16 protein-coding genes are annotated in these 24049 nt (G+C 66.7%); 13 read left to right on the top strand and 3 right to left on the bottom strand.

The annotated features are described in order from the left end of the window. The first annotated feature begins 34 nt into the window (after nt 1-34). Nucleotides 35-526 (top strand): M48 metallopeptidase family protein, encoded by a 492-nt coding sequence (locus VV867_RS08025; RefSeq protein WP_089389905.1) that lies wholly within the window; start codon nt 35-37, stop codon nt 524-526. Nucleotides 527-1320: 794 nt separating this feature from the next. Here VV867_RS08025 and VV867_RS08020 read toward each other — a convergent pair. Continuing rightward, nucleotides 1321-3753 carry a penicillin-binding protein 1A gene (locus VV867_RS08020; RefSeq protein WP_109933139.1) on the bottom strand — a complete coding sequence of 811 codons (2433 nt, stop codon included), beginning with the start codon at nt 3751-3753 and terminating at the stop codon, nt 1321-1323. Nucleotides 3754-3938: 185 nt separating this feature from the next. Here VV867_RS08020 and VV867_RS08015 point away from each other — a divergent pair, with 185 nt between their 5' ends. The 11 genes from VV867_RS08015 (at nt 3939) to hemE (ending at nt 19757) form a co-directional block, all read left to right on the top strand. Further along, complete coding sequence (locus VV867_RS08015) at nt 3939-5003, top strand: pilus assembly protein PilM (protein WP_328566060.1); 1065 nt, start codon at nt 3939-3941, stop codon at nt 5001-5003. Beyond that, nucleotides 5003-5602: a type 4a pilus biogenesis protein PilN gene (gene pilN, locus VV867_RS08010; RefSeq protein ID WP_109933141.1), complete on the top strand. Its 600-nt coding sequence runs from the start codon at nt 5003-5005 to the stop codon at nt 5600-5602. The genes VV867_RS08015 and pilN overlap by 1 nt, the downstream gene beginning before the upstream one ends. After that, on the top strand, nt 5599-6255 hold the full coding sequence (gene pilO, locus VV867_RS08005) for a type 4a pilus biogenesis protein PilO (RefSeq protein ID WP_109933142.1): 657 nt from the start codon (nt 5599-5601) through the stop codon (nt 6253-6255). Before pilN ends, pilO begins: the two co-directional genes overlap by 4 nt. Further along, complete coding sequence (gene pilP, locus VV867_RS08000) at nt 6252-6776, top strand: type 4a pilus biogenesis lipoprotein PilP (RefSeq protein ID WP_089389909.1); 525 nt, start codon at nt 6252-6254, stop codon at nt 6774-6776. The genes pilO and pilP overlap by 4 nt, the downstream gene beginning before the upstream one ends. A 56-nt stretch (nt 6777-6832) precedes the next feature. Further along, entirely contained in the window at nt 6833-8920 is a 2088-nt protein-coding gene (pilQ, locus tag VV867_RS07995) for a type IV pilus secretin PilQ (protein WP_275628371.1), read from the top strand. An 8-nt stretch (nt 8921-8928) separates the two neighbouring features. Next, the gene (aroK, locus tag VV867_RS07990; protein WP_089390050.1) at nt 8929-9447 is read left to right on the top strand and encodes a shikimate kinase AroK; all 519 of its coding nucleotides are present in this window, start codon (nt 8929-8931) and stop codon (nt 9445-9447) included. 51 nt (nt 9448-9498) lie between these two features. Continuing rightward, nucleotides 9499-10605 carry a 3-dehydroquinate synthase gene (gene aroB / locus VV867_RS07985; RefSeq protein WP_328566059.1) on the top strand — a complete coding sequence of 369 codons (1107 nt, stop codon included), beginning with the start codon at nt 9499-9501 and terminating at the stop codon, nt 10603-10605. Between the two features lie 6 nt (nt 10606-10611). Further along, nucleotides 10612-12297: an AAA family ATPase gene (locus VV867_RS07980; protein ID WP_328566058.1), complete on the top strand. Its 1686-nt coding sequence runs from the start codon at nt 10612-10614 to the stop codon at nt 12295-12297. Between the two features lie 220 nt (nt 12298-12517). Next, complete coding sequence (gltB, locus tag VV867_RS07975; RefSeq protein WP_275628374.1) at nt 12518-16963, top strand: glutamate synthase large subunit; 4446 nt, start codon at nt 12518-12520, stop codon at nt 16961-16963. 110 nt (nt 16964-17073) lie between these two features. Further along, nucleotides 17074-18492 carry an FAD-dependent oxidoreductase gene (locus VV867_RS07970; protein ID WP_109933147.1) on the top strand — a complete coding sequence of 473 codons (1419 nt, stop codon included), beginning with the start codon at nt 17074-17076 and terminating at the stop codon, nt 18490-18492. 200 nt (nt 18493-18692) lie between these two features. Further along, on the top strand, nt 18693-19757 hold the full coding sequence (gene hemE, locus VV867_RS07965; protein WP_109933148.1) for a uroporphyrinogen decarboxylase: 1065 nt from the start codon (nt 18693-18695) through the stop codon (nt 19755-19757). A gap of 235 nt (nt 19758-19992) precedes the next feature. On the opposite strand, the gene gabP is transcribed toward hemE, so the two are convergent. Then, nucleotides 19993-21387: a GABA permease gene (gabP, locus tag VV867_RS07960; RefSeq protein ID WP_275628375.1), complete on the bottom strand. Its 1395-nt coding sequence runs from the start codon at nt 21385-21387 to the stop codon at nt 19993-19995. Between the two features lie 261 nt (nt 21388-21648). After that, nucleotides 21649-22971 (bottom strand): MFS transporter, encoded by a 1323-nt coding sequence (locus VV867_RS07955; RefSeq protein ID WP_328566057.1) that lies wholly within the window; start codon nt 22969-22971, stop codon nt 21649-21651. 183 nt (nt 22972-23154) lie between these two features. Between VV867_RS07955 and VV867_RS07950 the strand changes: the two genes are divergently transcribed. Further along, nucleotides 23155-24048 (top strand): LysR family transcriptional regulator, encoded by an 894-nt coding sequence (locus VV867_RS07950; protein ID WP_328566056.1) that lies wholly within the window; start codon nt 23155-23157, stop codon nt 24046-24048. The last annotated feature ends 1 nt before the right edge of the window (nt 24049 follow it).

The following is a 24049-nucleotide window of genomic DNA, read 5'->3' as shown; positions in this document are numbered from 1 at the left end:
TAGACTGCGCGCCCGTCACCACGACCCGACCTCCATGCAACCGCTCCGCTACCTCCAGGCCTACCCGCAACAGCTGCAGGACCAGGTCCGCCAGCTGATCGCCGAGGACCGCCTGGGCGAGTACCTGCAGCGCCGCTATCCCGCTCGCCACGAAGTGCAGAGCGACAAGGCGCTGTACGCCTACGCCATGCAGCTCAAGCAGGAGCACATGCGCAACGCGCCGGCGGTGGACAAGGTGCTCTACGACAGCAAGCTGGACGTGGTGCAGCGCGCCCTGGGGCTGAACACCGCGATCTCGCGGGTGCAGGGCGGCAAGCTGAAGGCGAAGAAGGAGATCCGCGTGGCCTCGCTGTTCAAGGACGCGGCGCCGGAGTTCCTGAAGATGATCCTGGTGCACGAGCTGGCGCACCTGCGCGAGCGCGACCACAACAAGGCCTTCTACCAGCTCTGCGAATACATGCTGCCGGGCTACCACCAGCTGGAATTCGACCTGCGCGTCTACCTGACCTGGCGCGAACTGGGCTGAGGCCCCGACGCCTGGCGCGCCGGGATGCCGCGGGAAGCTCCCGGCGATCGGATGGGGGTCGACCGCACAGGAGCCTTCCCCCGCCGCACCCGGAGAGTAATCAAAACGCTTGGCACATTGCCATCAGTCTTTTCGGAATTTTTTCCCATTCGGGGCAAAAAACGTTTCCGAGCCACCGGGGCGGCCGGCGTGGCCGGTGAGCCAATCGCGGACGGAGTCCGCTCCTACACCGGTGCTTCCTGGAACTGTAGGAGCGGACCTTGTCCGCGATAGCCGAGGGTTCCGGCGTGTTTCGCGGATGAGATCCGCTCCTACGCCGCCCCACCCGCGCCATTCCGATGTAGGAGCGCGCCCTGCGCGCGAATCGCGGGCAGGGCCCGCTCCTACAGGCTAGCGGGAGGCATGATATTCCTCCTGTAGGAGCGGACCTTGTCCGCGATAGCCGGATGTATCGGCGCGGTTCGCGGATGAGATCCGCTCCTACGCCGCCCCACCCGCGCCATTCCGATGTAGGAGCGCGCCCTGCGCGCGAATCGCGGGCAGGGCCCGCTCCTACAGGCTGCCGGGAGGCATGATATTCCTCCTGTAGGAGCGGACCTTGTCCGCGATAGCCGGATGTATCGGCGCGGTTCGCGGATAAGATCCGCTCCTACGCCGCCCCACCCACGCCATTCCGATGTAGGAGCGCGCCCTGCGCGCGAATGGCGGGCAAGGCCCGCTTCCAACGTCAGCCCACAAAAAACGCCGTTCCCCTCGTCAGGAGAACGGCGTTCCCGCAAAGCCAGCGTGCGCGATCAGAACAGGTCCATCGGCGCGCCTTCGTCGGCCGGCAGCGGCGTGCCCGGCGCACCGCTGCCCAGTTCGCTCATGGGCGGCGGGGTGTCTTCGCTCTTGAACAGCTCGAAGTAGGCGCCCGGTGTGCCCGGCGGCGCGGCGCGGCCGCTGAGCGGGTCGATGCGCAGGCTGACCAGGCCGGAGGGCTCGGGCAGCGTGTGCGAGGGCTTGTCCTTGAGCGCCGCGCCCATGTAGCGCATCCAGATCGGCAGCGCCACGTTGCCGCCGAACTCGCGGCGGCCGAGGCTTTCCGGCTGGTCGAAGCCGACCCATACGGTGGTCATGTAGTCGGCGTTGAAGCCGGAGAACCAGGCATCCTTGGAGTCGTTGGTGGTGCCGGTCTTGCCGGCCAGGTCGTCGCGCTTGAGCGCCAGGGCACGGCGGCCGGTACCGCGCTTGATCACGTCCTGCAGCATGCTGGTCATGATGTAGGCGGTGCGGGCGTCGATGATGCGCTCGGCCGGGGCCGGTTCGAGGGTGGTTTTCGCATGGGCCGGGTCATCGTCCTGCGCCGGCGCGGCGACGGGCTGCGCGGCCTCCTTGTCGGCGACCTGCGGGTTGTCCTCCACCGGCACGCTGGGCGGGTTGGCCTGGTACAGCACCTGGCCGTCGCGGCTTTCGATGCGTTCGACCACGTAGGGGCTGATCTTGTAGCCGCCGTTGGCGAAGGTGCTCCAGGCGCCGGCGATCTCCAGGGGCGTCAGGGTCGCGGTGCCCAGCGCCATGGACAGGTTCGGCGGCAGTTCCTGGGCGTCGAAGCCGAAGCGGCTGATGTACTGGCGCGCGCGCGCCACGCCCAGGGCCTGCAGGGTGCGGATCGAGACCATGTTGCGCGACTTGTACAGTGCCTCGCGCAGGGGGATGGGGCCGAGGAAGGTGTTGGTGTCGTTCTTCGGCCGCCAGACCTTGTCCAGGTACTCGTCGACGAACACGATGGGCGCATCGTTGACCAGGCTGGCGGCGGTGAAGCCATTGTCCAGCGCGCAGCTGTAGATGAACGGCTTGAAGCTGGAGCCGGGCTGGCGCTTGGCCTGGACGGCGCGGTTGTAGCTGCTCTGCTCGAAGGAGAAGCCGCCGACCAGGGCCATGATGGCGCCGTTGTCCGGGTTCAGCGATACCAGCGCGCTCTGCGCCGCCGGCACCTGGGTCAGGCGCAGGGCGCCGTCGTCCTTGCGCTGCACGCGGATCACGTCGCCGGGCTGCAGCACGTCGCCGGGCTGGCGCGGCGCCGGGCCCATGCTGTTGCTGCTGAGGAAGGGGCGGGCCCACTTCATGTTGTCCCAGCTGATGGTGTCGTCCTTGCCGTCGCGGGTGACGACCATCACGCCGCTCTTCTCCACGCGGGTGACGATGGCCGGCTCCAGGCCGCCGATCGGGCGCTGCTGGGCCACGGCCAGGCGCCAGGCGTCCAGCGACTTGCCCGGCAGGCGCGCCTCGGGGCCGCGGTAGCCGTGGCGCTGGTCGTATTCCTGCAGGCCTTCGCGCAGGGCGTCGTTGGCGTATTGCTGCAGGTCGCTGTGCACCGTGGTGTAGACCCGGTAGCCCTCGGTATAGGCGTTGCCGCCGTAGCGGCCGACCATCTCGGCGCGGGCCATCTCGGCGATGTAGGGGGCCGCCAGCTCCGGGCTCGCCACGTGGTAGGAGGCGCCCACCGGCTCGGCGACGGCCTCCTGGTAGCGGGCCTGGTCGATGAAGCCGAGCTTGTTCATCCGCTCGAGGATCCAGTTGCGCCGCTCGAGGCTGCGGCTGGCGTTGGCCAGCGGGTTGTAGCGCGAAGGCGCCTTGGGCAGGCCGGCGATCATCGCCATCTGCGCCAGGCTCAACTCCTTGATCGACTTGCCGTAGTACACCTGGGCGGCGGCCTCGATGCCGTAGGCGCGGTTGCCGAGGTAGATCTTGTTGACGTACAGCTCGAGGATCTCGTCCTTGGTCAGCTCGCGCTCGATCTGCAGGGCCAGGAGGATTTCGGTGATCTTGCGCGAGAAGCTGCGCTCGTTGGTGAGGAAGTAGTTCTTCGCCACCTGCATGGTGATGGTGCTACCGCCGGTCTGGATGTGACCGGTCGACAATAATTGCGCGGCAGCGCGCATCAGGCTCTTCACGTCCACGCCATAATGGTTGGCGAAATTGTCGTCCTCTGCCGACAGAAGGGCGTGGATGAAATCCGGGGGGATGTCAGCGAAACGGATAGGCGTGCGGCGCATCTCGCCGAACTCTGCTATCAATTTGTTATCACTGCTGTAAACCCGCAGCGGAATCTGCAGCTGCACGTTGCGCAGGGCGTCGACCGAAGGCAGGCTGGGGCTCAGGTACAGGTAGGCGCCACTTAAACCGAGCAGCACTCCACAAAAAAGGGTGACGCAAGTCCACCACAGAAACTTCAGCAGGCGCATTGGCAGGTCTTGGATTTCCAGGGAAAAGAGAGAGTTAAGCGAAAGGCGCGGCGAAAAGGGAAAAGCTGATCACATTATAAGCAGTTTTTTTGCCGGCGAGCTATTTGCGCGGGTGTCAAGTCTGGTATCTAATGTCAAAAAACATAAATCGTCCGTAAGTCTCGGATGCTGATAGGAAATCAGTCGTGCTAGGGCTCTTCACTAAGAAAGCGAACACACTGCTGGGGATCGACATCAGTTCGACTTCGGTCAAACTCCTCGAGTTGAGCCGTTCGGGCGGGCGCTACAAGGTAGAGGCCTACGCCGTCGAGCCGCTTCCGCCGAACTCGGTGGTCGAGAAAAACATCGCCGAACTGGAGGGGGTCGGCCAGGCGCTGTCGCGGGTGGTCGCCAAGGCGCGCGCCGGCGTGAAGACGGCTGCCGTGGCGGTCGCCGGCTCGGCGGTCATCACCAAGACCATCGAGATGGACGGCGGCCTTTCCGAAGACGAGCTGGAGAACCAGCTCAAGATCGAGGCCGACCAGTACATTCCCTACCCCCTGGAGGAGGTCGCCATCGACTTCGAGGTCCAGGGCGTCTCCGCGCGCAATGCCGAACGCGTCGACGTGCTGCTGGCGGCCTGCCGCAAGGAGAACGTCGAGGTGCGCGAGGCCGCGCTGGCCCTGGCCGGGCTCACCGCCAAGGTGGTGGACGTCGAGGCCTATGCGCTGGAGCGCGCCTTCGGCCTGCTCGGCGACCAGCTGGGCGGCAACGCCGACGAGCTGACCGTCGCGGTGGTCGACATCGGCGCCACCATGACCACCCTCAGCGTCCTGCACCACGGCCGCACCATCTATACCCGCGAGCAGCTGTTCGGTGGCCGCCAGCTCACCGAGGAGATCCAGCGCCGCTACGGCCTGTCGGTGGAGGAAGCCGGCCTGGCCAAGAAGCAGGGTGGTCTTCCGGATGACTACGACAGCGAAGTGCTGCAACCGTTCAAGGATGCGGTGGTGCAGCAGGTCTCGCGCTCCCTGCAGTTCTTCTTCGCCGCGGGCCAGTTCAACGACGTCGACTACATCCTGCTCGCCGGCGGCACGGCCTCGATTCCCGACCTGGACCGGCTCATCCAGCAGAAGATCGGCACCCCGACGCTGGTGGCCAACCCCTTCGCCGACATGGTGCTGAGCGGCAAGGTGAATGCCGGGGCGCTGGCCAGTGACGCGCCGGCGCTGATGATTGCCTGCGGTCTGGCGATGAGGAGTTTCGACTGATGGCGCGCATCAACCTACTGCCATGGCGGGAGCAGCTGCGCGAGGAGCGCAAGCAGCGCTTCCTGATCGCCCTGGGCGGCGTGCTGCTGGTGTCCGGCGGCCTGGTCTTCCTCGGTGACCAGTACTTCAGCTCGGCGATCGAGAACCAGAGTGCGCGCAACGACTTCCTGCGCAAGGAAATCGCCGTGCTGGACGCGCGCATCAAGGAGATCAGCGAGCTGAAGACGCGCCGCCAGCAACTGCTGGAACGGATGAAGATCATCCAGGACCTGCAGGGCAACCGGCCGATCATCGGGCGCGTCTTCGACCAGCTGGTGCGGACCCTGCCCGATGGCGTGTACTACACCGGCCTGAAGATGAACGGCCACACCATCGCCATCGCCGGCGCCGCCGAGTCCAACAATCGCGTGTCCAACCTGATGCGCAACCTGGACGCCTCCGACTGGCTGACCTCGCCCAACCTCACCGAGGTCAAGGCGATCACCCAGGGCGCCGTCGACCAGGCCAACACCTTCCAGCTCACCGTGCAGCAGACGCAGCCCGGCGAGAAGGTCAAGGAGCAGGAGAAGAAGACAGTCGCGCAAGGAGCCAAGAAATGAGTCTGGCCGATTCCCTGCAAAGCCTGCGCAAGATCGACATCAACGAGCTGGACTTCAACAACGTCGGTTCCTGGCCCGCCGCGGTCAAGGTGATCGCCGGCGCGCTGCTGATGGTGCTGGTGCTGGTGCTCGGCTACCAGTTCCACCTCAAGGACCTGCAAGGCGAGCTGGACCAGCGCCGGGCCGAGGAAGAGACGCTCAAGCAGCAGTTCGGCACCAAGGCCTTCCAGGCGGCCAACCTGGAAGCCTACAAGAACCAGATGAAGGAGATGGAAGAGTCCTTCGGCGCCCTGCTGCGCCAGCTGCCCAGCGACACCGAGGTGCCCGGGCTGCTCGAGGACATCACCCGTACCGGCCTGGGTAGCGGCCTGGAGTTCGAAGAGATCAAGCTGCTGCCGGAAGTCACCCAGCAGTTCTACATCGAGCTGCCGATACAGATCAGCGTGGTCGGCGGCTACCACGACCTGGCGACCTTCGTCAGCGGCGTGGCCAGCCTGCCGCGGATCGTCACCCTGCACGACTTCGAGATCAAACCCGTGAGTGCGGACAGTACCACCAAGCTGCGCATGACCATCGTGGCCAAGACATACCGCTACAACGACAAGGGCGTGCAGGCCAAGCCGGCGGCCAACAAGGCGGGGGCGAAGAAATGAACAAGCGCCTGATGCTCTGTGGTCTGTTGCTGCTCAGCCTGAACGGCTGCGGCGCGGGCGGCGATTTCGCCGACCTGCAGGCGTACATGGACGAGGTCCGTGCACGGCCCAAGGGCGCCATCGAGCCCCTGCCCAAGTTCCAGCCCTACGAGGCCTTCACCTACAACGCCTCGTCCCTGCGCAGCCCGTTCCAGCCGCCGGTGAAGATCGACCTGGCGATCAAGCAGAAGGGCTCCAAGGTGGTCAAGCCCGACGAAACGCGGGTCAAGCAGTTCCTCGAGGGTTTCAACATCGAGACCTTCGAGATGGTGGGTACGCTGTCCAATCAGGAGGGTACGTTCGCCCTGGTCCGCGGTGCAGGAGGGGTGCACCGGGTCAAGGTCGGCGATTACCTGGGGCGCAACGATGGAAAGATCGTTTCCATCAGCGAAGGCAAGATCGATGTAGTCGAGATCGTTCCTGACGGTGAGGGTGGCTGGCTCGAACGTCCGCGCAGCCTGACTCTCAAGGAGCGCTCCTAAGGGCGGGGATGACCATGGATAACAAACTGCTGTCTGCACGACGGATACAGACGACGATGAACAGAACTATGACCCGCCTGGGCCTCGCCCTGTTGGCCGGCCTTTTCGCGCCGAGCCTGCTCGCCGCCAACCTGCAGAGCGTCGACGTGGCGTCGCTGCCGGGGGATCGCGTGGAGCTCAAGCTGGGCTTCGACGAGCCGGTGACCGCGCCGCGTGGCTACACCATCGAGCAGCCGGCGCGCATCGCGCTGGACCTGCCGGGCGTGCAGAACAAGCTGGGCAGCAAGAACCGCGAGCTGGGCGTGGGCAACGCGCGCAGCCTGACCGTGGTCGAGGCCAAGGACCGCACCCGCCTGATCATCAACCTGACCAGCCTGGTGCCGTACTCCACCCGTACCCAGGGCAACAACCTGATCATCCTGGTCGGCCAGGGCGGCGGTGCGCCGGTCGCGGCGGCCAGCTCCGCGCCAGCCGCGGCCCCGGCCTATGCCGCGGCGCCCCGCCCGGTGCAGCCCAAGCCCTACGTGCCGGTGGGCAAGGCGATCCGCAACATCGACTTCCAGCGCGGCGAGCAGGGCGAGGGCAACGTGGTCATCGACCTGTCCGACCCGAGCGTCAGCCCCGACATCCAGGAGCAGGGCGGCAAGATCCGCCTGGACTTCCCGCGCACCCAGCTGCCCGACAGCCTGCGCGTGCGCCTGGACGTGAAGGACTTCGCCACCCCGGTGCAGTTCGTCAACGCCTCGGCGGCCGGCGACAAGGCCAGCATCGTCATCGAGCCCAGCGGCCTGTACGACTACCTGGTGTTCCAGACCGACAACCGCATGACCGTCAGCATCAAGCCGATGACCGCCGGCGATGCCGAGAAGCGCAAGAAGGACAGCTTCGCCTACACCGGCGAGAAACTGTCGCTGAACTTCCAGGACATCGACGTGCGCTCGGTGCTGCAGCTGATCGCCGACTTCACCGACCTCAACCTGGTGGCCTCGGACACCGTGCAGGGCAACATCACCCTGCGCCTGCAGAACGTGCCCTGGGACCAGGCGCTGGACCTGGTGCTCAAGACCAAGGGCCTGGACAAGCGCAAGGTCGGCAACGTGCTGCTGGTGGCGCCGGCCGACGAGATCGCCGCGCGCGAGCGCCAGGAGCTGGAAGCGCAGAAGCAGATCGCCGAACTTGCGCCCCTGCGCCGCGAGCTGATCCAGGTGAACTACGCCAAGGCCTCCGACATCGCCAAGCTGTTCCAGTCCGTCACCGGCACCAGCTCCGGTCCGGGCGCCCAGCCTGCCGCCGGTAGCGACAACCGTGGCTCCATCACCGTCGACGACCGCACCAACGCGATCATCGCCTACCAGACCCAGGACCGCCTGGACGAGCTGCGCCGCATCGTCTCGCAGCTGGACATCCCGGTACGCCAGGTGATGATCGAGGCGCGCATCGTCGAGGCCAGCGTCGACTACACCAAGGAGCTGGGGGTGCAGTGGGGCGGTTCGCTGAACAACCGCGGCAACTTCAACATCAGCGGCGGCACCAACAGCGCGACCAACACCTTCGTCGACCTGGGCGTGACCACCGCGACGCCGACCTCCGGCATCGGCATCGGCTTCGTCACCGACAACACCACCCTGGACCTGCAGCTCAACGCCATGGAGAAGACCGGCAACGGCGAAGTGGTGTCGCAGCCCAAGGTGGTCACCTCGGACAAGGAAACCGCGAAGATCCTCAAGGGCTCGGAGATTCCCTACCAGGAAGCCAGCTCCAGCGGCGCCACCTCGGTGTCGTTCAAGGAGGCCGCGCTGTCCCTGGAGGTCACCCCGCAGATCACCCCGGACAACCGCATCATCATGCAGGTCAAGGTGAACAAGGACGAGCCCGACTACCAGAACGCGCTGCTCGGCGTACCGCCGATCAAGAAGAACGAGGTCAACGCCAAGGTGCTGGTCAACGACGGTGAAACCATCGTCATCGGCGGGGTGTTCTCCAACACCCAGACCAAGACCACCTCCAAGGTACCGTTCCTCGGCGACGTACCGGTCGTCGGCCGCCTGTTCAAGAACGACTACGTGCAGGACACCAAGAACGAGCTTCTGGTTTTCCTCACTCCCCGGATCATGAATAATCAGGCCATTGCCATCGATCGTTGATCAATGCCGTGCCCAATTTGATTCTGGTAGGCCCGATGGGTGCTGGAAAGAGCACCATCGGGCGTCTTCTTGCCAAAGAGCTGCACCTCGACTTCAAGGACTCCGACAAGGAGATCGAACAGCGCTGCGGAGCCAACATCCCCTGGATCTTCGACGTCGAGGGGGAGGCCGGCTTCCGTGAGCGGGAAACCGCCATGCTCGCCGAGCTCTGCGACGGCGATGGCGTGGTGATCGCCACCGGCGGCGGCGCCGTGCTGCGCGAGGCCAACCGCGCCGCGCTCAAGGCCGGCGGCAAGGTGGTCTACCTGCACGCCTCGGTCGACCAGCAGATCGCCCGCACCGCCCGCGACAAGAACCGGCCGCTGCTGCAGAAGCCCAACCCGGGGCAGATCCTGCGCGACCTCATGGCCCTGCGCGATCCGCTCTACCGGGAAGTCGCCGACGTGGTGGTGGAAACCGACGAGCGGCCGCCGCGCCTGGTGGTGCTGGAGATACTCGATCGCCTGCGCAGGCTGGAGCGCCATTAAAGGGCGCCCGGTTCTGCGTTATCCTAGTGCCCTTTCCTGTCTGGGGGCTTCATGCGCACACTCACTGTCGATCTCGGCGACCGCAGCTACCCGATCCACATCGGCGAAGGGCTGCTGGACGACCCGCGCCATTTCGCGCCCTACATCCGTGGGCGGCAGGTCGCCATCGTCACCAACGAGACCATCGCCCCGCTGTACCTGGCGCGCCTGCAGAAGACGCTGGCCGACTACGCGCAGATCGCCGTGGTCCTGCCCGATGGCGAGGCCTACAAGCAGTGGGAAACCCTGCAGTTGATCTTCGATGCCCTGCTGCAGGCGCGGCATGACCGCAAGACCACCCTGATCGCCCTCGGCGGCGGCGTGGTCGGCGACATGACCGGCTTCGCCGCCGCCTGCTACCAGCGCGGCGTCGACTTCATCCAGGTGCCGACCACCCTGTTGTCCCAGGTGGACTCCTCGGTGGGCGGCAAGACCGGCATCAACCACCCGCTGGGCAAGAACATGATCGGCGCCTTCTACCAGCCGCAGGCGGTGGTCATCGATGCCGCCTCGCTGCGTACGCTGCCGGCCCGCGAGCTGTCCGCCGGCCTGGCGGAAGTCATCAAGTACGGCCTGATCTGCGACGAGCCCTTCCTCGCCTGGCTGGAAGACAACGTCGATGCGCTGCTGGCGCTCGACTCCGCCGCCCTGGCCGAAGCCATCGAGCGTTCCTGCGCGGCCAAGGCCCGCGTGGTGGGCGCCGACGAACGGGAGTCCGGGGTGCGCGCTACCCTGAACCTGGGCCACACCTTCGGCCACGCCATCGAGACCCACATGGGCTACGGCGTCTGGCTGCACGGCGAAGCCGTGGCTGCGGGAACCGTGATGGCACTGCAGATGTCGCATCTGTTGGGCTGGCTGACCGCCGCCGAGCGCGATCGTGGCGTGCGCCTGCTGCAGCGGGCGAAACTGCCGGTAGTGCCGCCGAAGGAAATGAGCGCCGGGGACTTCCTCGAGCACATGGCGGTGGACAAGAAGGTGCTCGACGGCCGTCTGCGCCTCGTATTGCTGAAAGGGCTGGGGGATGCGGTGGTCACTGCGGACTTCCCTCGTGAGATTCTGGAAGAAACCCTGCGTACTGATTACCAGGCCCTGGTCGATCAGTTAGGAGAACATTGAGGTCCCATGTCCAGCTTGCATGCCGATGAGGCCTTCCTGGCCCACTACCAGTTCAGCCACGACCCCTTCGCTCCGCGGGTTCCTGGCTTCAAGTTCTTCCCGGCACAGCGCAAGCCGGTGCTGGGCCAACTGCACCACCTGGCGCGCTACAGCCACCTGCTGCTGGCGGTGACCGGCCCCCTGGGCAGCGGCAAGACCCTGCTGCGCCAGGCCCTGGTGGCCAGCACCAACAAGGACGCGGTGTCCAGCGTGGTGATCTCCGGCCGCTCGGCGGCCGACGAGGCCACCCTGATGCGCCAGCTGGCCCAGGGCCTGGGCATCACCCAGGTGAGCATCGAGGCCATCCTGGCCAAGGTCGCCCAGCTGGCGATCACCGGGCAGGACGTCTACCTGCTGGTGGACGATGCCGAGCAGCTGCGCGACGGCGCCCTCGAAGTGCTGCTGTTGCTGGCCGCCGGTAACAGCGAGGCGCGCCTGCACGTGTTCCTGTTCGGCGAGCCCGAGCTGCTGTCGCGGCTGGAGGCGCTGTCCGAGGGCGAGGAACGCTTCCACGCCATCGAGCTGCAGCCCTACAGCGAGGAAGAGACCCGCGAATACCTGGCGCAACGCCTGGAAGGCGCCGGCCAGGGCGCGGAACTGATTTCCGACGACCTGCTGGCCGACATCCACGAGCAATCCGGCGGCTGGCCGGGCTCGATCAACCAGGTGGCCCGCGATGCCCTGATCGAGGCGATGCTGGCCGACCGTGGCGGTGCCCGCAAGGCCGCTCCCGGCGCCGGCCTGCGCCTGCCGAAGAAGCATCTGCTGATCCTCGGCGTGGTCGCCATCGGCGTGGTCGCCGCCTGGTTCATGCAGGGCCGCACCAGCAAGCCGGATAGCGCCGCCACCCAGGCTTCCGCGCAACTGCCGATGGGCTCCGCCGCGCAACCGGGCGCCGCCCAGGCGCCGGCCTCGGGTTCCGGCCCCTCGGTGGAATTCGCCGGCTCCAACCAGCCGGTGCCGCTGCCGCTGGTGGGCGAGGCCCAGCCGGTGATCCGCGAGCCCATGGCCCAGGCCGGTGGCCAGGAAGATGCCGACGAGGGCGCCATGCCCGCGCCAGGCGTGCCGCCGACCGTGACCACCTCCGCACCGCCGCTCGCGCCGCTGGCCGGCAAGAGCGCGGCGCAACCGCTGAACCCGGTGCCGCCGGCGCCGAGCGTGGCGAGCGCTCCGGCGCAGCCGGTGGTTTCGGCGCCGGCTCCCGTGCCGGCGCCGGCCAGCAAGCCGGTGGCCAAGGCCGAGCCGGTCAAGCCGGTCGCCAAGCCCGCGGCCAAGTCGGCCGAGCCCAAGGCCGTGGCCAAGGCGGCGCCGAGCAAGCCCGCCGCCGCCCCGGCCAAGGCCAGCGCCGCCGCCGGTGGTGCCGGCAGCCAGTGGTATCGCTCGCAGCCCGCGGGGAATTATGCTGTGCAGGTACTGGGCACCGGCTCCGAGGCCAGCGCCAAGGCCTACATCAGCAAGCAGGGTGGCGGCGAGTACCGCTACTTCCGCAAGACCCTGCAGGGCAAGCCGTTCTACGTGGTGACCTACGGCAGCTTCCCCAGCCGCGCCGCCGCCCAGGCCGCGGTGAAGAGCCTGTCGGCCAAGGCCCAGGGCGGCAAACCCTGGCCGCGCACCTTCGCCAGCATCCAGCAGGAAATCGCCGGCGCCCACTGACGGCACTGTCGCAAAAATGAAAACCCGCCAGTCACAAGCACGACTGGCGGGTTTTTTCTTTCAGGAATGCGACATTCAGTTTCAGCCCCTCGCCAAAAATTTGTGACGCGCCTTTTACCTATGTACAATGGCCTCCCTTTGCCTGTCGGAAACTTGCCGCTTGAGCGAGAAGACAGGCGAAGTCGCTGAATTAAAAAAGTTTTGCCGGTGAGAGTTCCCTATGAAAGCAGGTCTGTACCATCCTGAGACGTTCAAGGATAACTGCGGATTCGGCCTGATCGCCCATATGCAGGGCGAGCCAAGCCATGAACTTCTGCAAACCGCCATCGAAGCACTGACCTGCATGACCCACCGAGGTGGGATCAACGCGGACGGGAAGACCGGGGACGGCTGTGGGCTGCTGATCCAGAAGCCCGACGAGTTCCTGCGTGCGGTGGCCAAGGCCGAATTCGCGACCGACCTGCCCGCCCAGTATGCGGTGGGCATGGTCTTCTTCAACCAGGACCCGGTGAAGGCCGAGGCCGCTCGCGCGAACATGAACCGCGAGATCGAGGCCGAAGGCCTGCAACTGGTCGGCTGGCGCAAGGTGCCGATCGACACCAGCGTGCTCGGCCGCCTGGCCCTGGAGCGCCTGCCGCAGATCGAGCAGGTGTTCGTCGGCGGCGAAGGCCTGTCCGACCAGGACTTCGCCGTGAAGCTGTTCTGCGCCCGCCGCCGTTCCTCGGTGGCCAACGCCGCGGATGCCGACCACTACGTCTGCAGCTTCTCGCACAAGACCATCATCTATAAGGGCCTGATGATGCCGGCGGACCTCGCCGCCTTCTATCCGGACCTCTCGGACGAGCGCCTGAAGACCGCCATCTGCGTCTTCCACCAGCGCTTCTCCACCAACACCCTGCCGAAGTGGCCGCTGGCCCAGCCGTTCCGCCTGCTGGCGCACAACGGCGAGATCAACACCATCACCGGCAACCGCAACTGGGCCCAGGCCCGGCGCAGCAAGTTCACCAACGAGTTCATGCCGAACCTCGACGAGCTGGGCCCGCTGGTCAACCGCGTGGGTTCGGACTCCTCCAGCATGGACAACATGCTCGAGCTGATGGTCACCGGCGGCATGGACATGTTCCGCGGCCTGCGCATGATCATTCCGCCGGCCTGGCAGAACGTCGAGACCATGGACGCCGACCTGCGCGCGTTCTATGAATTCAACTCGCTGCACATGGAGCCGTGGGACGGCCCCGCCGGCGTGGTGCTGACCGACGGCCGCTATGCCGTGTGCCTGCTCGACCGCAACGGCCTGCGCCCGGCGCGCTGGGTCACCACCAGGAACGGCTACATCACCCTGGCCTCGGAAATCGGCGTGTGGGACTACAAGGCCGAGGACGTGCTGGCCAAGGGCCGCGTCGGCCCGGGGCAGATCCTCGCGGTGGACACCGAGACCGGCCAGCTGCTGCAGACCGAGGACATCGACAACCGCCTGAAGTCGCGCCACCCCTACAAGCAGTGGTTGCGCCAGAGCGCGCTGCGCATCCAGGCGACCCTGGAAGACGACCAGGGCGTGGCCAGCTACGACAGCGACCAGCTCAAGCAGTACATGAAGATGTTCCAGGTCACCTTCGAGGAGCGTGACCAGGTGCTGCGCCCGCTGGCCGAGCAGGGCCAGGAAGCGGTCGGCTCGATGGGCGACGACACCCCGATGGCGGTGCTGTCCAAGCGCATCCGCTCGCCCTACGACTACTTCCGCCAGGTCTTCGCCCAGGTCACCAACCCGCCGATCGACCCGCTGCGCGAGGCGATCGTGATGTCCCTGGAAACCTGCCTGGGCGTCGAGCAGAACATCTTCGAAGAGTCGCCGCACCACGCCAACCAGGCCATCCTGACCACCCCGGTGATCTCCCCGGCGAAGTGGCGCAGCCTGATGAACCTGGAGCGCCCGGGCTTCGACCGTCACCACATCGACCTGAACTACGACGAGACCGTCGGCCTGGAAGCGGCCGTGCGCAACATCGCCGACCAGGCCGAGGAAGCCGTGCGCGCCGGCAAGGTGCTGCTGGTGCTGTCCGACCGCCACATCGCCCCCGGCAAGCTGCCGGTGCATGCGGCCCTGGCCGTGGGCGCCGTGCACCATCGCCTGGTGCAGACCGGCCTGCGCTGCGACTCCAACATCCTGGTGGAGACCGCCACCGCCCGTGACCCGCACCACTTCGCGGTGCTGGTGGGCTTCGGCGCCTCCGCGGTCTACCCGTTCCTCGCCTACGAGGTGCTGGCCGACCTGATCCGCACCGGTGAAGTGCTGGGCGACCTCTACGAGGTGTTCAAGTACTACCGCAAGGGCATCTCCAAGGGCCTGATGAAGATCCTCTCGAAGATGGGCATCTCCACCGTGGCTTCGTACCGCGGCGCCCAGCTGTTCGAGGCGATCGGCCTGTCCGACGAGGTCACCGGCCTGTGCTTCCCGGGCGTGCCCAGCCGCATCCAGGGCGCGCGCTTCCTCGACATCGAGAACGAGCAGAAACTGCTGGCCGGCGAGGCCTGGAACAACCGCAAGGCGATCCAGCAGGGCGGCCTGCTGAAGTTCGTCTACGGCGGCGAGTACCACGCCTACAACCCGGACGTGGTCAACACCCTGCAGGCCGCCGTGCAACAGGGCGACTACGAGAAGTTCAAGGAATACACCGCGCTGGTGGACAAGCGCCCGGTGTCGATGCTCCGCGACCTGCTGCAGGTGAAGCCCGTCGAGCAGCCGCTGAGCCTCGACGAGATCGAGCCGCTGGAGTCGATCTTCAAGCGCTTCGACGCCGCCGGCATCTCCCTCGGCGCGCTGTCGCCGGAGGCCCACGAGGCCCTGGCCGAGGCGATGAACCGCCTTGGCGGTCGCTCCAACTCCGGTGAGGGCGGCGAGGACCCGGCGCGCTACGGCACGCTGAAGAGCTCGAAGATCAAGCAGGTGGCCACCGGCCGCTTCGGCGTGACCCCGGAATACCTGGTCAACGCCGAGGTCCTGCAGATCAAGGTGGCCCAGGGCGCCAAGCCCGGCGAGGGCGGCCAGCTGCCCGGCGGCAAGGTCAACGGCCTGATCGCCCGCCTGCGCTATGCGGTGCCCGGCGTGACCCTGATCTCTCCGCCGCCGCACCACGACATCTACTCCATCGAGGACCTGGCGCAACTGATCTTCGACCTCAAGCAGGTCAACCCGCAGGCGCTGGTGTCGGTGAAGCTGGTCTCCGAGCCGGGCGTGGGCACCATCGCCGCCGGCGTGGCCAAGGCCTATGCCGACCTGATCACCATCTCCGGCTACGACGGCGGTACCGGCGCCTCGCCCATCACCTCCATCAAGTACGCCGGCAGCCCGTGGGAACTGGGCCTGGCCGAGGCGCACCAGACCCTGCGCGGCAACGACCTGCGCGGCAAGGTCCGCGTGCAGACCGACGGTGGCCTGAAGACCGGCCTGGACGTGATCAAGGCGGCCATCCTCGGCGCCGAGAGCTTCGGCTTCGGCACCGCGCCGATGATCGCCCTGGGCTGCAAGTACCTGCGCATCTGCCACCTGAACAACTGCGCCACCGGCGTGGCCACCCAGAACGACAAGCTGCGCAAGGACCACTTCATCGGCACCGTCGAGATGGTGACGAACTTCTTCACCTTCATCGCCAGCGAGACCCGCGAGTGGCTGGCCAGGCTGGGCGTGCGCAGCCTCGCCGAGCTGATCGGGCGTACCGACCTGCTGGAAATCCTGCCCGGCGAAACCGCCAAGCAGGGCAACCTCGACCTCACGCCGCTGCTGGGCAGCGACCTGATCCCGGCCGAGAAGCCGCAGTTCTGCGAAGTGGAGAAGAACCCGCCGTTCGACCAGGGCCTGCTGGCCGAGAAGATGGTCGAGCTGGCCCGCGGTGCCATCGAAGGCGCCAAGGGCGGCGAGTACGCGCTGGACATCTGCAACTGCGACCGTTCCATCGGCGCGCGCGTGTCCGGCGAGATCGCCAAGGTCCACGGCAACCAGGGCATGGCCAAGGCGCCGATCACCTTCCGCTTCAAGGGCACCGCGGGGCAGAGCTTCGGCGTGTGGAACGCCGGCGGCCTGCACCTGTACCTGGAAGGCGACGCCAACGACTACGTGGGCAAGGGCATGACCGGCGGCAAGCTGGTGGTCACCCCGCCCAAGGGCAGCCCGTTCAAGACCCAGGAGTCGGCCATCCTCGGCAACACCTGCCTGTACGGCGCCACCGGCGGCAAGCTGTTCGCCGCCGGCACCGCGGGCGAGCGTTTCGGCGTGCGCAACTCCGGCGCCCACGCGGTGGTGGAAGGCACCGGCGACCACTGCTGCGAATACATGACCGGCGGTTTCGTCTGCGTACTGGGCAAGACCGGCTACAACTTCGGCTCCGGCATGACCGGGGGCTTCGCCTATGTCCTGGACATGGACAACACCTTCGTCGACCGCGTGAACCATGAGCTGGTGGAAATCCAGCGGATCAGCGGCGAGTCGATGGAGGCCCAGCGCAGTCACCTGCGCAAGGTCCTGGTGGAATATGTCGAGGAAACGGCGAGCGAGTGGGGTGCGAACCTGCTGGAGAATCTCGACGACTACCTGCGTCGGTTCTGGCTGGTGAAACCGAAGGCCGCCAGCCTCGGTTCCCTGCTGACCAGCACCCGTGCCAACCCGCAGTGAAGCCGCTATAGGCGCCAGGCCACAGGCTGCAGGCCGGCCTGGCCCTTACCGTGTAGTTTGCCTGCGGCCCGCAGCCTGAAGCCTGCGGCCGCTGTAAATGAGGTCTTGAAATGTCTGAACGTCTCAACAATGACTTCCAGTTCATCGAAGTCGGGCGCAAGGATCCGAAGAAGAAACTGCTGCGCCAGCGCAAGCGCGAGTTCGTGGAAATCTACGACCTGTTCAAGCCGCAGCAGGCGGCCGACCAGGCTCACCGCTGCCTCGGCTGCGGCAACCCGTACTGCGAGTGGAAGTGCCCGGTACACAACTTCATCCCCAACTGGCTGAAGCTGGTTTCCGAAGGCAACATCCTGGCCGCCGCCGAGCTGTCGCACCAGACCAACACCCTGCCGGAAGTCTGCGGCCGGGTGTGCCCGCAGGACCGCCTCTGCGAGGGTGCCTGCACCCTCAACGACGGCTTCGGCGCGGTGACCATCGGTTCGGTGGAGAAGTACATCACCGACACCGCCTTCGCCATGGGCTGGCGCCCGGACATGTCCAAGGTCAAGCCCACCGGCAAGCGTGTTGCGGTGATCGGCGCGGGCCCGGCCGGCCTGGGCTGCGCCGACGTGCTGGTGCGCAACGGCGTGACCCCGGTGGTGTTCGACAAGAACCCGGAGATCGGCGGCCTGCTGACCTTCGGCATCCCCGAGTTCAAGCTGGAAAAGACCGTGCTCAGCCGCCGCCGTGAAGTCTTCACCGGCATGGGCATCGAGTTCCGCCTGAACACCGAGATCGGCAAGGACGTGACCATGCAGCAACTGCTCGACGAGTTCGACGCGGTGTTCATGGGCATGGGTACCTACACCTACATGAAAGGCGGCTTCCCCGGCGAGGACCTGCCCGGCGTGCACGACGCGCTGGACTTCCTGATCGCCAACGTGAACCGCAACCTGGGCTTCGAGAAGTCCCCCGAGGACTTCGTCGACATGAAGGGCAAGCGCGTGGTGGTCCTGGGTGGTGGCGACACCGCGATGGACTGCAACCGCACCTCGATCCGCCAGGGCGCCAAGGCCGTGACCTGCGCCTACCGCCGCGACGAGGCGAACATGCCCGGCTCGCGCAAAGAGGTGAAGAACGCCAAGGAGGAGGGCGTGAAGTTCCTCTTCAACCGCCAGCCCATCGCCATCGTCGGCGAGGACAAGGTGGAAGGCGTGAAGGTGGTCGAGACCCGTCTGGGCGAACCGGACGCCCGCGGCCGCCGCAGCCCCGAGCCGATCCCGGGCTCCGAGGAGATCATCCCGGCCGAAGCCGTGCTGATCGCCTTCGGCTTCCGCCCGAGCCCGGCCCCCTGGTTCGACGAGCACCAGGTCGAGATCGACAACCAGGGCCGCGTCATCGCCCCGGCCGCCGCGCAGTTCAAGCACCAGACCAGCAACCCGAAGATCTTCGCCGGTGGCGACATGGTCCGCGGTTCCGACCTGGTGGTGACGGCGATCTTCGAAGGGCGCACTGCGGCGGAAGGCATCCTCGATTACCTCGGCGTCTGACACCTGCTTTTGTAGGAGCGAGCTTGCTCGCGAACAAACCCCGCAGCGGGGCCAGGGTTCGCGAGCAAGCTCGCTCCTACGAAAAGCAAAGGCACATGGCGCTGCGGCAGAATGCCGCGATGGACAAAAGGCACGGCCCCCGCCGTGCCTTTTGCTTTGGGCTTTGCGAAAATGCCCGCACTTTTTTGCCGGATGCCGCCATGACTGCCCTGAAGAACGATCGCTTCCTCCGTGCCCTGCTCAAGCAGCCCGTCGACGTCACCCCTGTGTGGATGATGCGCCAGGCCGGCCGCTATCTCCCGGAATACCGCGCCACCCGCGCCAAGGCCGGGGACTTCATGAGCCTGTGCATGAACCCGCAGCTGGCCTGCGAGGTGACCCTGCAGCCGCTGGACCGCTACCCGCAGCTGGACGCGGCGATCCTCTTCTCCGACATCCTCACCATCCCCGACGCCATGGGCCAGGGCCTGTACTTCGAGACCGGCGAAGGTCCGCGCTTCAGGAAGGTGGTCTCCAGCCTGGCGGACATCGAGGCGCTGCCTATCCCCGATCCGGAGAAGGACCTGGGCTACGTCATGGACGCAGTGCGCACCATCCGCCGCGAGCTGAACGGCCGGGTACCGCTGATCGGCTTCTCCGGCAGCCCCTGGACCCTGGCCACCTACATGGTGGAAGGCGGTTCCAGCAAGGACTTCCGCAAGTCCAAGGCGATGCTCTACGACAACCCGCAGGCCATGCACGCGCTGCTCGACAAGCTGGCGCAGTCGGTGACCAGCTACCTCAACGGGCAGATCCGCGCCGGCGCCCAGGCCGTGCAGATCTTCGACTCCTGGGGCGGCAGCCTGTCGTCGGCGGCCTACCAGGAGTTCTCCCTAGCCTACATGAAGAAGATCGTCGACGGCCTGGTCCGCGAGCACGACGGCCGCCAGGTGCCGGTGATCCTCTTCACCAAGGGTGGCGGCCTGTGGCTGGAGTCCATGGCCGAGGTCGGCGCCGAGGCCCTGGGGCTGGACTGGACCTGCGACATCGGCAGCGCCCGCGCCCGCGTCGGTGATAAGGTGGCGCTGCAGGGCAACATGGACCCGTCGGTGCTCTACGCCAACCCGGAAGCCATCCGCCGCGAAGTGGCGCGCATCCTCGGCGCCTACGGCCAGGGCAGCGGCCACGTGTTCAACCTCGGCCACGGCATTACCCCGGAAGTCGACCCGGCCCATGCCGGCGCCTTCTTCGAGGCAGTGCACGAACTGTCGGCGCAGTATCACTGACGCGTAGGGCGAATAACCGTTCGCGGTTATCCGCCGCCGGCCGGAGCATCGGTGCCCGGGGATGGCGGCGGATAACGCCGTAGGCGTTATGCGCCCTACGGGCCGGGCGGGAATTCGCTGCCAATCTGTAGGAGCGGGCCCTGCCCGCGATTCGCGCGCAGGGCGCGCTCCTACGAAACATGCACCCAACGAAAAGGCCCCGCCATCGGCGGGGCTTTTTCATGGGCGCGATGGCTCAGGCGGCGTCGGCGACGATACCGGCGGCGCGCTGGGCCTTGCGGCGGTTCGACACCAGCAGGCCGGAGCACACCACCACTATGGTCAGCAGGGCGGTGGCGACCACCTCCATGCGGTGGTCCGGGCGGATCATCATGATCACCAGGGCGGCGCCGATGAACAGGATCACCGCCCAGGTCAGCCAGGGGAACAGCCACATCTTCAGCGTCAGCTGGTGGCCCTGGGCGAGCAGCTTCTTGCGCATGTTCAGCTGCGAGATGGCGATCACCAGGTACACCAGCAGGGCGATGGCGCCGGAGCTGGCCAGCAGGAAGTTGAACACTTCGGCCGGGGCCAGGTAGTTGGCGAAGGTGCACAGGAAGGCCATGGCGGTGGACAGCAGTACCGCGTACACCGGGGTGCGGCTGGCGCTGGTCACCTGGGCGATGCGCGGGGCGTCGCCGCGCTTGCTCAGCGAGTACATCATGCGCGAGGCGGTGTAGAGCGCCGAGTTCAGGCAGCTGGTCACCGAGACCAGGACGATGATGTCGACGATCAGCTTGGCGTAGGGCACGTGCAGCTGGTCCAGTACGGTCTGGTAGGAGCCCATGCTCACCAGGCGCGGGTCGTTCCACGGCACCAGGCAGACCACGATCAGGATCGACAGCAGGTAGAACAGGGCGATACGCCAGATCACCGAGTTGGTGGCGCGGGTGATCTGCTGCGCCGGGTCCTTGGACTCGGTGGCGGCGATGGTGACGATCTCCGAGCCCATGAACGAGAACATGGTGGTCAGCAGGGCGGCCAGCACGGCGCCCCAGCCCTTGGGAATGAAGCCGCCCTCGGCGTACAGGTGGCTGATGCCGCTGACCTCGGTGTTCAGCGAGAAGCCGAAGATGGCCGCGCAGCCCAGGACCAGGAAGGCGATGATCGAGCCGACCTTGATCAGCGCCAGCCAGAACTCGAATTCGCCGTAGTTCTTCACGCTGAACAGGTTGGTCACGGTCAGTGCCGAGGTGATCACGAAGGCCAGCACCCAGACCGGCGCGCCGGGGAACCAGGCGTGGATGATGGCCGCGGCGGCGTTGGCTTCCAGCGGGATCACCAGCACCCAGAACCACCAGTACAGCCAGCCGATGGTGAAACCGGCCCAGTGGCCGATGGCGCGGTCGGCATAGGTGGAGAAGGAGCCGCTGTCCGGCTGCGCGACGGCCATTTCGGCCAGCATGCGCATGACCAGGACCACCAGCAGGCCGGCGACCAGGTAGGAGACCATGACGCCCGGGCCGGCTTCGGCGATGGCGTGGCCGGAGCCGACGAAGAGGCCGGCGCCGATGGCCCCGGCGATGGACAGCATGGTGACGTGACGGTTCTTCAGGCCCTGGGCCAGACCGGCGGATGGGGTACTGCTCATGCGTTACCTACAGCGAGAAAAGGAAGGAAATGCGTCCTGCGCAGCCGAAGCCGTTTTGATAATCCAACGAGGTGTTCCTTTTCCTGAACGCAAGATGTGCGCCATATTTTGTTACGACCTTGGTCGTAGACGCGAAATTTCTGGGTAGAAGCGCCACGACACCCCAGGCTAGGGGCATTGCGTTCATGGGCATGTCATATCTGGAGGCGACACTGGCATATCCGTCGCCGACAGACTTTCAATAAAGTGTGTAGAAACTACTCAGTTGTGCGAAGTGCTCAAGGCGGGAAGGGTGCGCGGTAACACTGCCAGGCGCGCCAGGTGCAGGGCCACCAGCACGGCGACCGCCAGCAGCGCGGCGATGAACAGGCCCACGCCGGTCCAGCCGAAGTGGTGCCAGAACACCCCGCCGGTGGTGCCGGCCACGCTGGAGCCCAGGTAGTAGCTGAACAGGTACAGCGACGAGGCCTGGCCCTTGGCCTTCAGCGCGCGGCGGCCGATCCAGCTGCTGGCCACCGAGTGCGCGGCGAAGAAGCCGAAGGTGAACAGCAGCATGCCCGCGACTATCAGCGGCAGCGCCGGCAGCAGGGTCAGCAGCAGGCCGCTGAGCATCAGCACTATCACCGCCCAGAGCACCTTGCGCCGGCCCAGGCGGTCGGCCAGCGAGCCGACCCAGGCGGAGCTGTAGATGCCCACCAGGTACACCAGCGAGAGTACGCCGACCACGGCCTGGCTCAGGTTGTAGGGGGCGGCCAGCAGGCGGTAGCCGATGTAGTTGAACAGGGTGACGAAGGCGCCCATCAGCAGGAAGCCTTCGAGGAACAGCCAGGGCAGGCCGGCATCGCGCAGGTGCGAGGCGAAGCCGTCGGCCAGTTGCCGGAGGTTCAGCGGCGTGGGGCGGAAGTTGCGCGACTCCGGGAGGATGCGCCAGAACACCACGGCGGCGAGCAGCGCCAGGCCGCCGAGGATGGCGATGGCGGCGTGCCAGGACACGAAGTCCACCAGCACCCCGGTGATCAGCCGGCCGCTCATGCCGCCAATGGCGTTGCCGCCGATGTACAGGCCCATGGACAGGCCGATGTGCTGCGGGTGGATTTCCTCGCTCAGGTAGGTCATGCCCACCGCGGCCAGGCCGCTGAGCGACAGCCCGACCAGCGCGCGCATGGCCAGCACCCCGTGCCAGGTGGGCATCACCGCGCTGGCCAGGGTGAAGAGGGCGGCGAAGGCCAGCGAGGCGACCATGATCGGCTTGCGCCCGATGGCGTCGGAAATCGGCCCGGTGACCAGCAGGCCGAGGGCCATCATGATGGTCGCGATGGACAGCACCAGGCTGCTCTGGGCGGCGGACAGGGCGAAGGTCTGCGACAGCACCGGCATCATCGGCTGCACGCAGTAGAGCAGGGCGAAGGTGGCGAAGCCGCCGGAGAACAGCGCAAGCGAGGTGCGCATGAAGGCCGGGGTGCCTTTCTCGATGTAGCTCTCGATGTCGTTCACGGCGCCGGCCAGCGCCTGGTTGGCCGCTTCGGCGGCCTGCAGCAAGGCGGGTTCGGAATCCGACGAAGCCCGCACGGCAGAGTGACTCACAACTCACCTCGATTCTGGGAAGGGGTGCGCCTCGCGGCGAGCGAATGCGGCCCGCGCAGCCAGGCTGGCAGAAAGTGGAAAGTCGTTATTGGGCTTATGTGACAAGGATAGGGAAGGGCTTTTATTATTTCCAATATATTGATCGACACATTTGATATGTAATTCGAATCATTGAGGTGCCCCATGGAGCTGCGCCACCTGCGTTACTTCATCGCCGTCGCCGAAGAACTGCATTTCGGCCGCGCCGCCGAGGCCCTGGGCATCTCCCAGCCGCCGCTGAGCCAGCAGATCCAGGCGCTGGAGGCGGAGATAGGCGCGCGCCTGCTGGAGCGCACCAACCGCCGGGTGGCGCTGACCGAGGCGGGCCGGCTGTTCCTCGACGAAGCCCGCCAGGTGCTCGCCCAGGTCGACCGCGCGGTGCTGCTGGCGCGCCGTGCGCACCAGGGCGAACTGGGCGAGCTGCGCATCGGCTTCACCGCCTCGGCGCCCTTCACCTCGGCCATCCCGCGCAGCATCCACGCCTTCCGCCAGGCCTACCCCGAGGTGCACCTGGACCTGCAGGAGATGAGCAGCCGGCAGATCGTCGAGGCGCTGCAGGAAGAGCGCCTGCAGGTCGGGGTGATCCGCTCCTTCCAGCTGCCGGCCTCGCTGGAGGCGGTGGAGCTGTTCAGCGAGCCGCTGGTGGCGGTGCTGCGCGCCGACCACCCGCTGGCCCGCGAATCGCTGGAAGGCCTGGAGCTGGCGGCGCTGGCCGACGAGCCCTTCGTGTTCTTCCCGCGCAGCTACGGCACCGGCCTCTACGACCAGTTGCAGGCGCTGGCGCGGCAGGCCGGCTTCACCCCGCGCATCAGCCAGGAGGCCGGCGAGGCCATGACCATCATCGGCCTGGTGGCGGCGGGCCTGGGCGTGTCCATGCTGCCCGGCTCGTTCCGCCGCACGCGGGTGGACGGGGTGGTCTACCGCACCCTGCTGGACCCCGGCGCGACCAGTTCGGTGTGGCTGGTGCGGCGGCGCAGCGAAAGCTCGCCGGCGGCGCTCGCCTTCATCGAGCTGGTCACCCGCGGCGCGGCGGCCTAGC

The organism is Pseudomonas sp. JH-2 (assembly GCF_036231725.1).
GTDB classification, from domain to species: domain Bacteria; phylum Pseudomonadota; class Gammaproteobacteria; order Pseudomonadales; family Pseudomonadaceae; genus Pseudomonas; species Pseudomonas delhiensis.
This window is presented reverse-complemented; position numbering and strand designations above follow the sequence as displayed.

Excerpts from the sequence above, each read along its gene's own strand:
- VV867_RS08025 (WP_089389905.1), top strand. The coding sequence starts at position 35 with ATGCAACCGCTCCGCTACCTCCAGGCCTACCCGCAACAGCTGCAGGAC.
- VV867_RS08020 (WP_109933139.1), bottom strand. The coding sequence starts at position 3,753 with ATGCGCCTGCTGAAGTTTCTGTGGTGGACTTGCGTCACCCTTTTTTGT.
- pilN (WP_109933141.1), top strand. The coding sequence starts at position 5,003 with ATGGCGCGCATCAACCTACTGCCATGGCGGGAGCAGCTGCGCGAGGAG.
- pilO (WP_109933142.1), top strand. The coding sequence starts at position 5,599 with ATGAGTCTGGCCGATTCCCTGCAAAGCCTGCGCAAGATCGACATCAAC.
- pilP (WP_089389909.1), top strand. The coding sequence starts at position 6,252 with ATGAACAAGCGCCTGATGCTCTGTGGTCTGTTGCTGCTCAGCCTGAAC.
- pilQ (WP_275628371.1), top strand. The coding sequence starts at position 6,833 with ATGAACAGAACTATGACCCGCCTGGGCCTCGCCCTGTTGGCCGGCCTT.
- aroB (WP_328566059.1), top strand. The coding sequence starts at position 9,499 with ATGCGCACACTCACTGTCGATCTCGGCGACCGCAGCTACCCGATCCAC.
- VV867_RS07980 (WP_328566058.1), top strand. The coding sequence starts at position 10,612 with ATGTCCAGCTTGCATGCCGATGAGGCCTTCCTGGCCCACTACCAGTTC.
- gltB (WP_275628374.1), top strand. The coding sequence starts at position 12,518 with ATGAAAGCAGGTCTGTACCATCCTGAGACGTTCAAGGATAACTGCGGA.
- VV867_RS07970 (WP_109933147.1), top strand. The coding sequence starts at position 17,074 with ATGTCTGAACGTCTCAACAATGACTTCCAGTTCATCGAAGTCGGGCGC.
- hemE (WP_109933148.1), top strand. The coding sequence starts at position 18,693 with ATGACTGCCCTGAAGAACGATCGCTTCCTCCGTGCCCTGCTCAAGCAG.
- gabP (WP_275628375.1), bottom strand. The coding sequence starts at position 21,387 with ATGAGCAGTACCCCATCCGCCGGTCTGGCCCAGGGCCTGAAGAACCGT.
- VV867_RS07950 (WP_328566056.1), top strand. The coding sequence starts at position 23,155 with ATGGAGCTGCGCCACCTGCGTTACTTCATCGCCGTCGCCGAAGAACTG.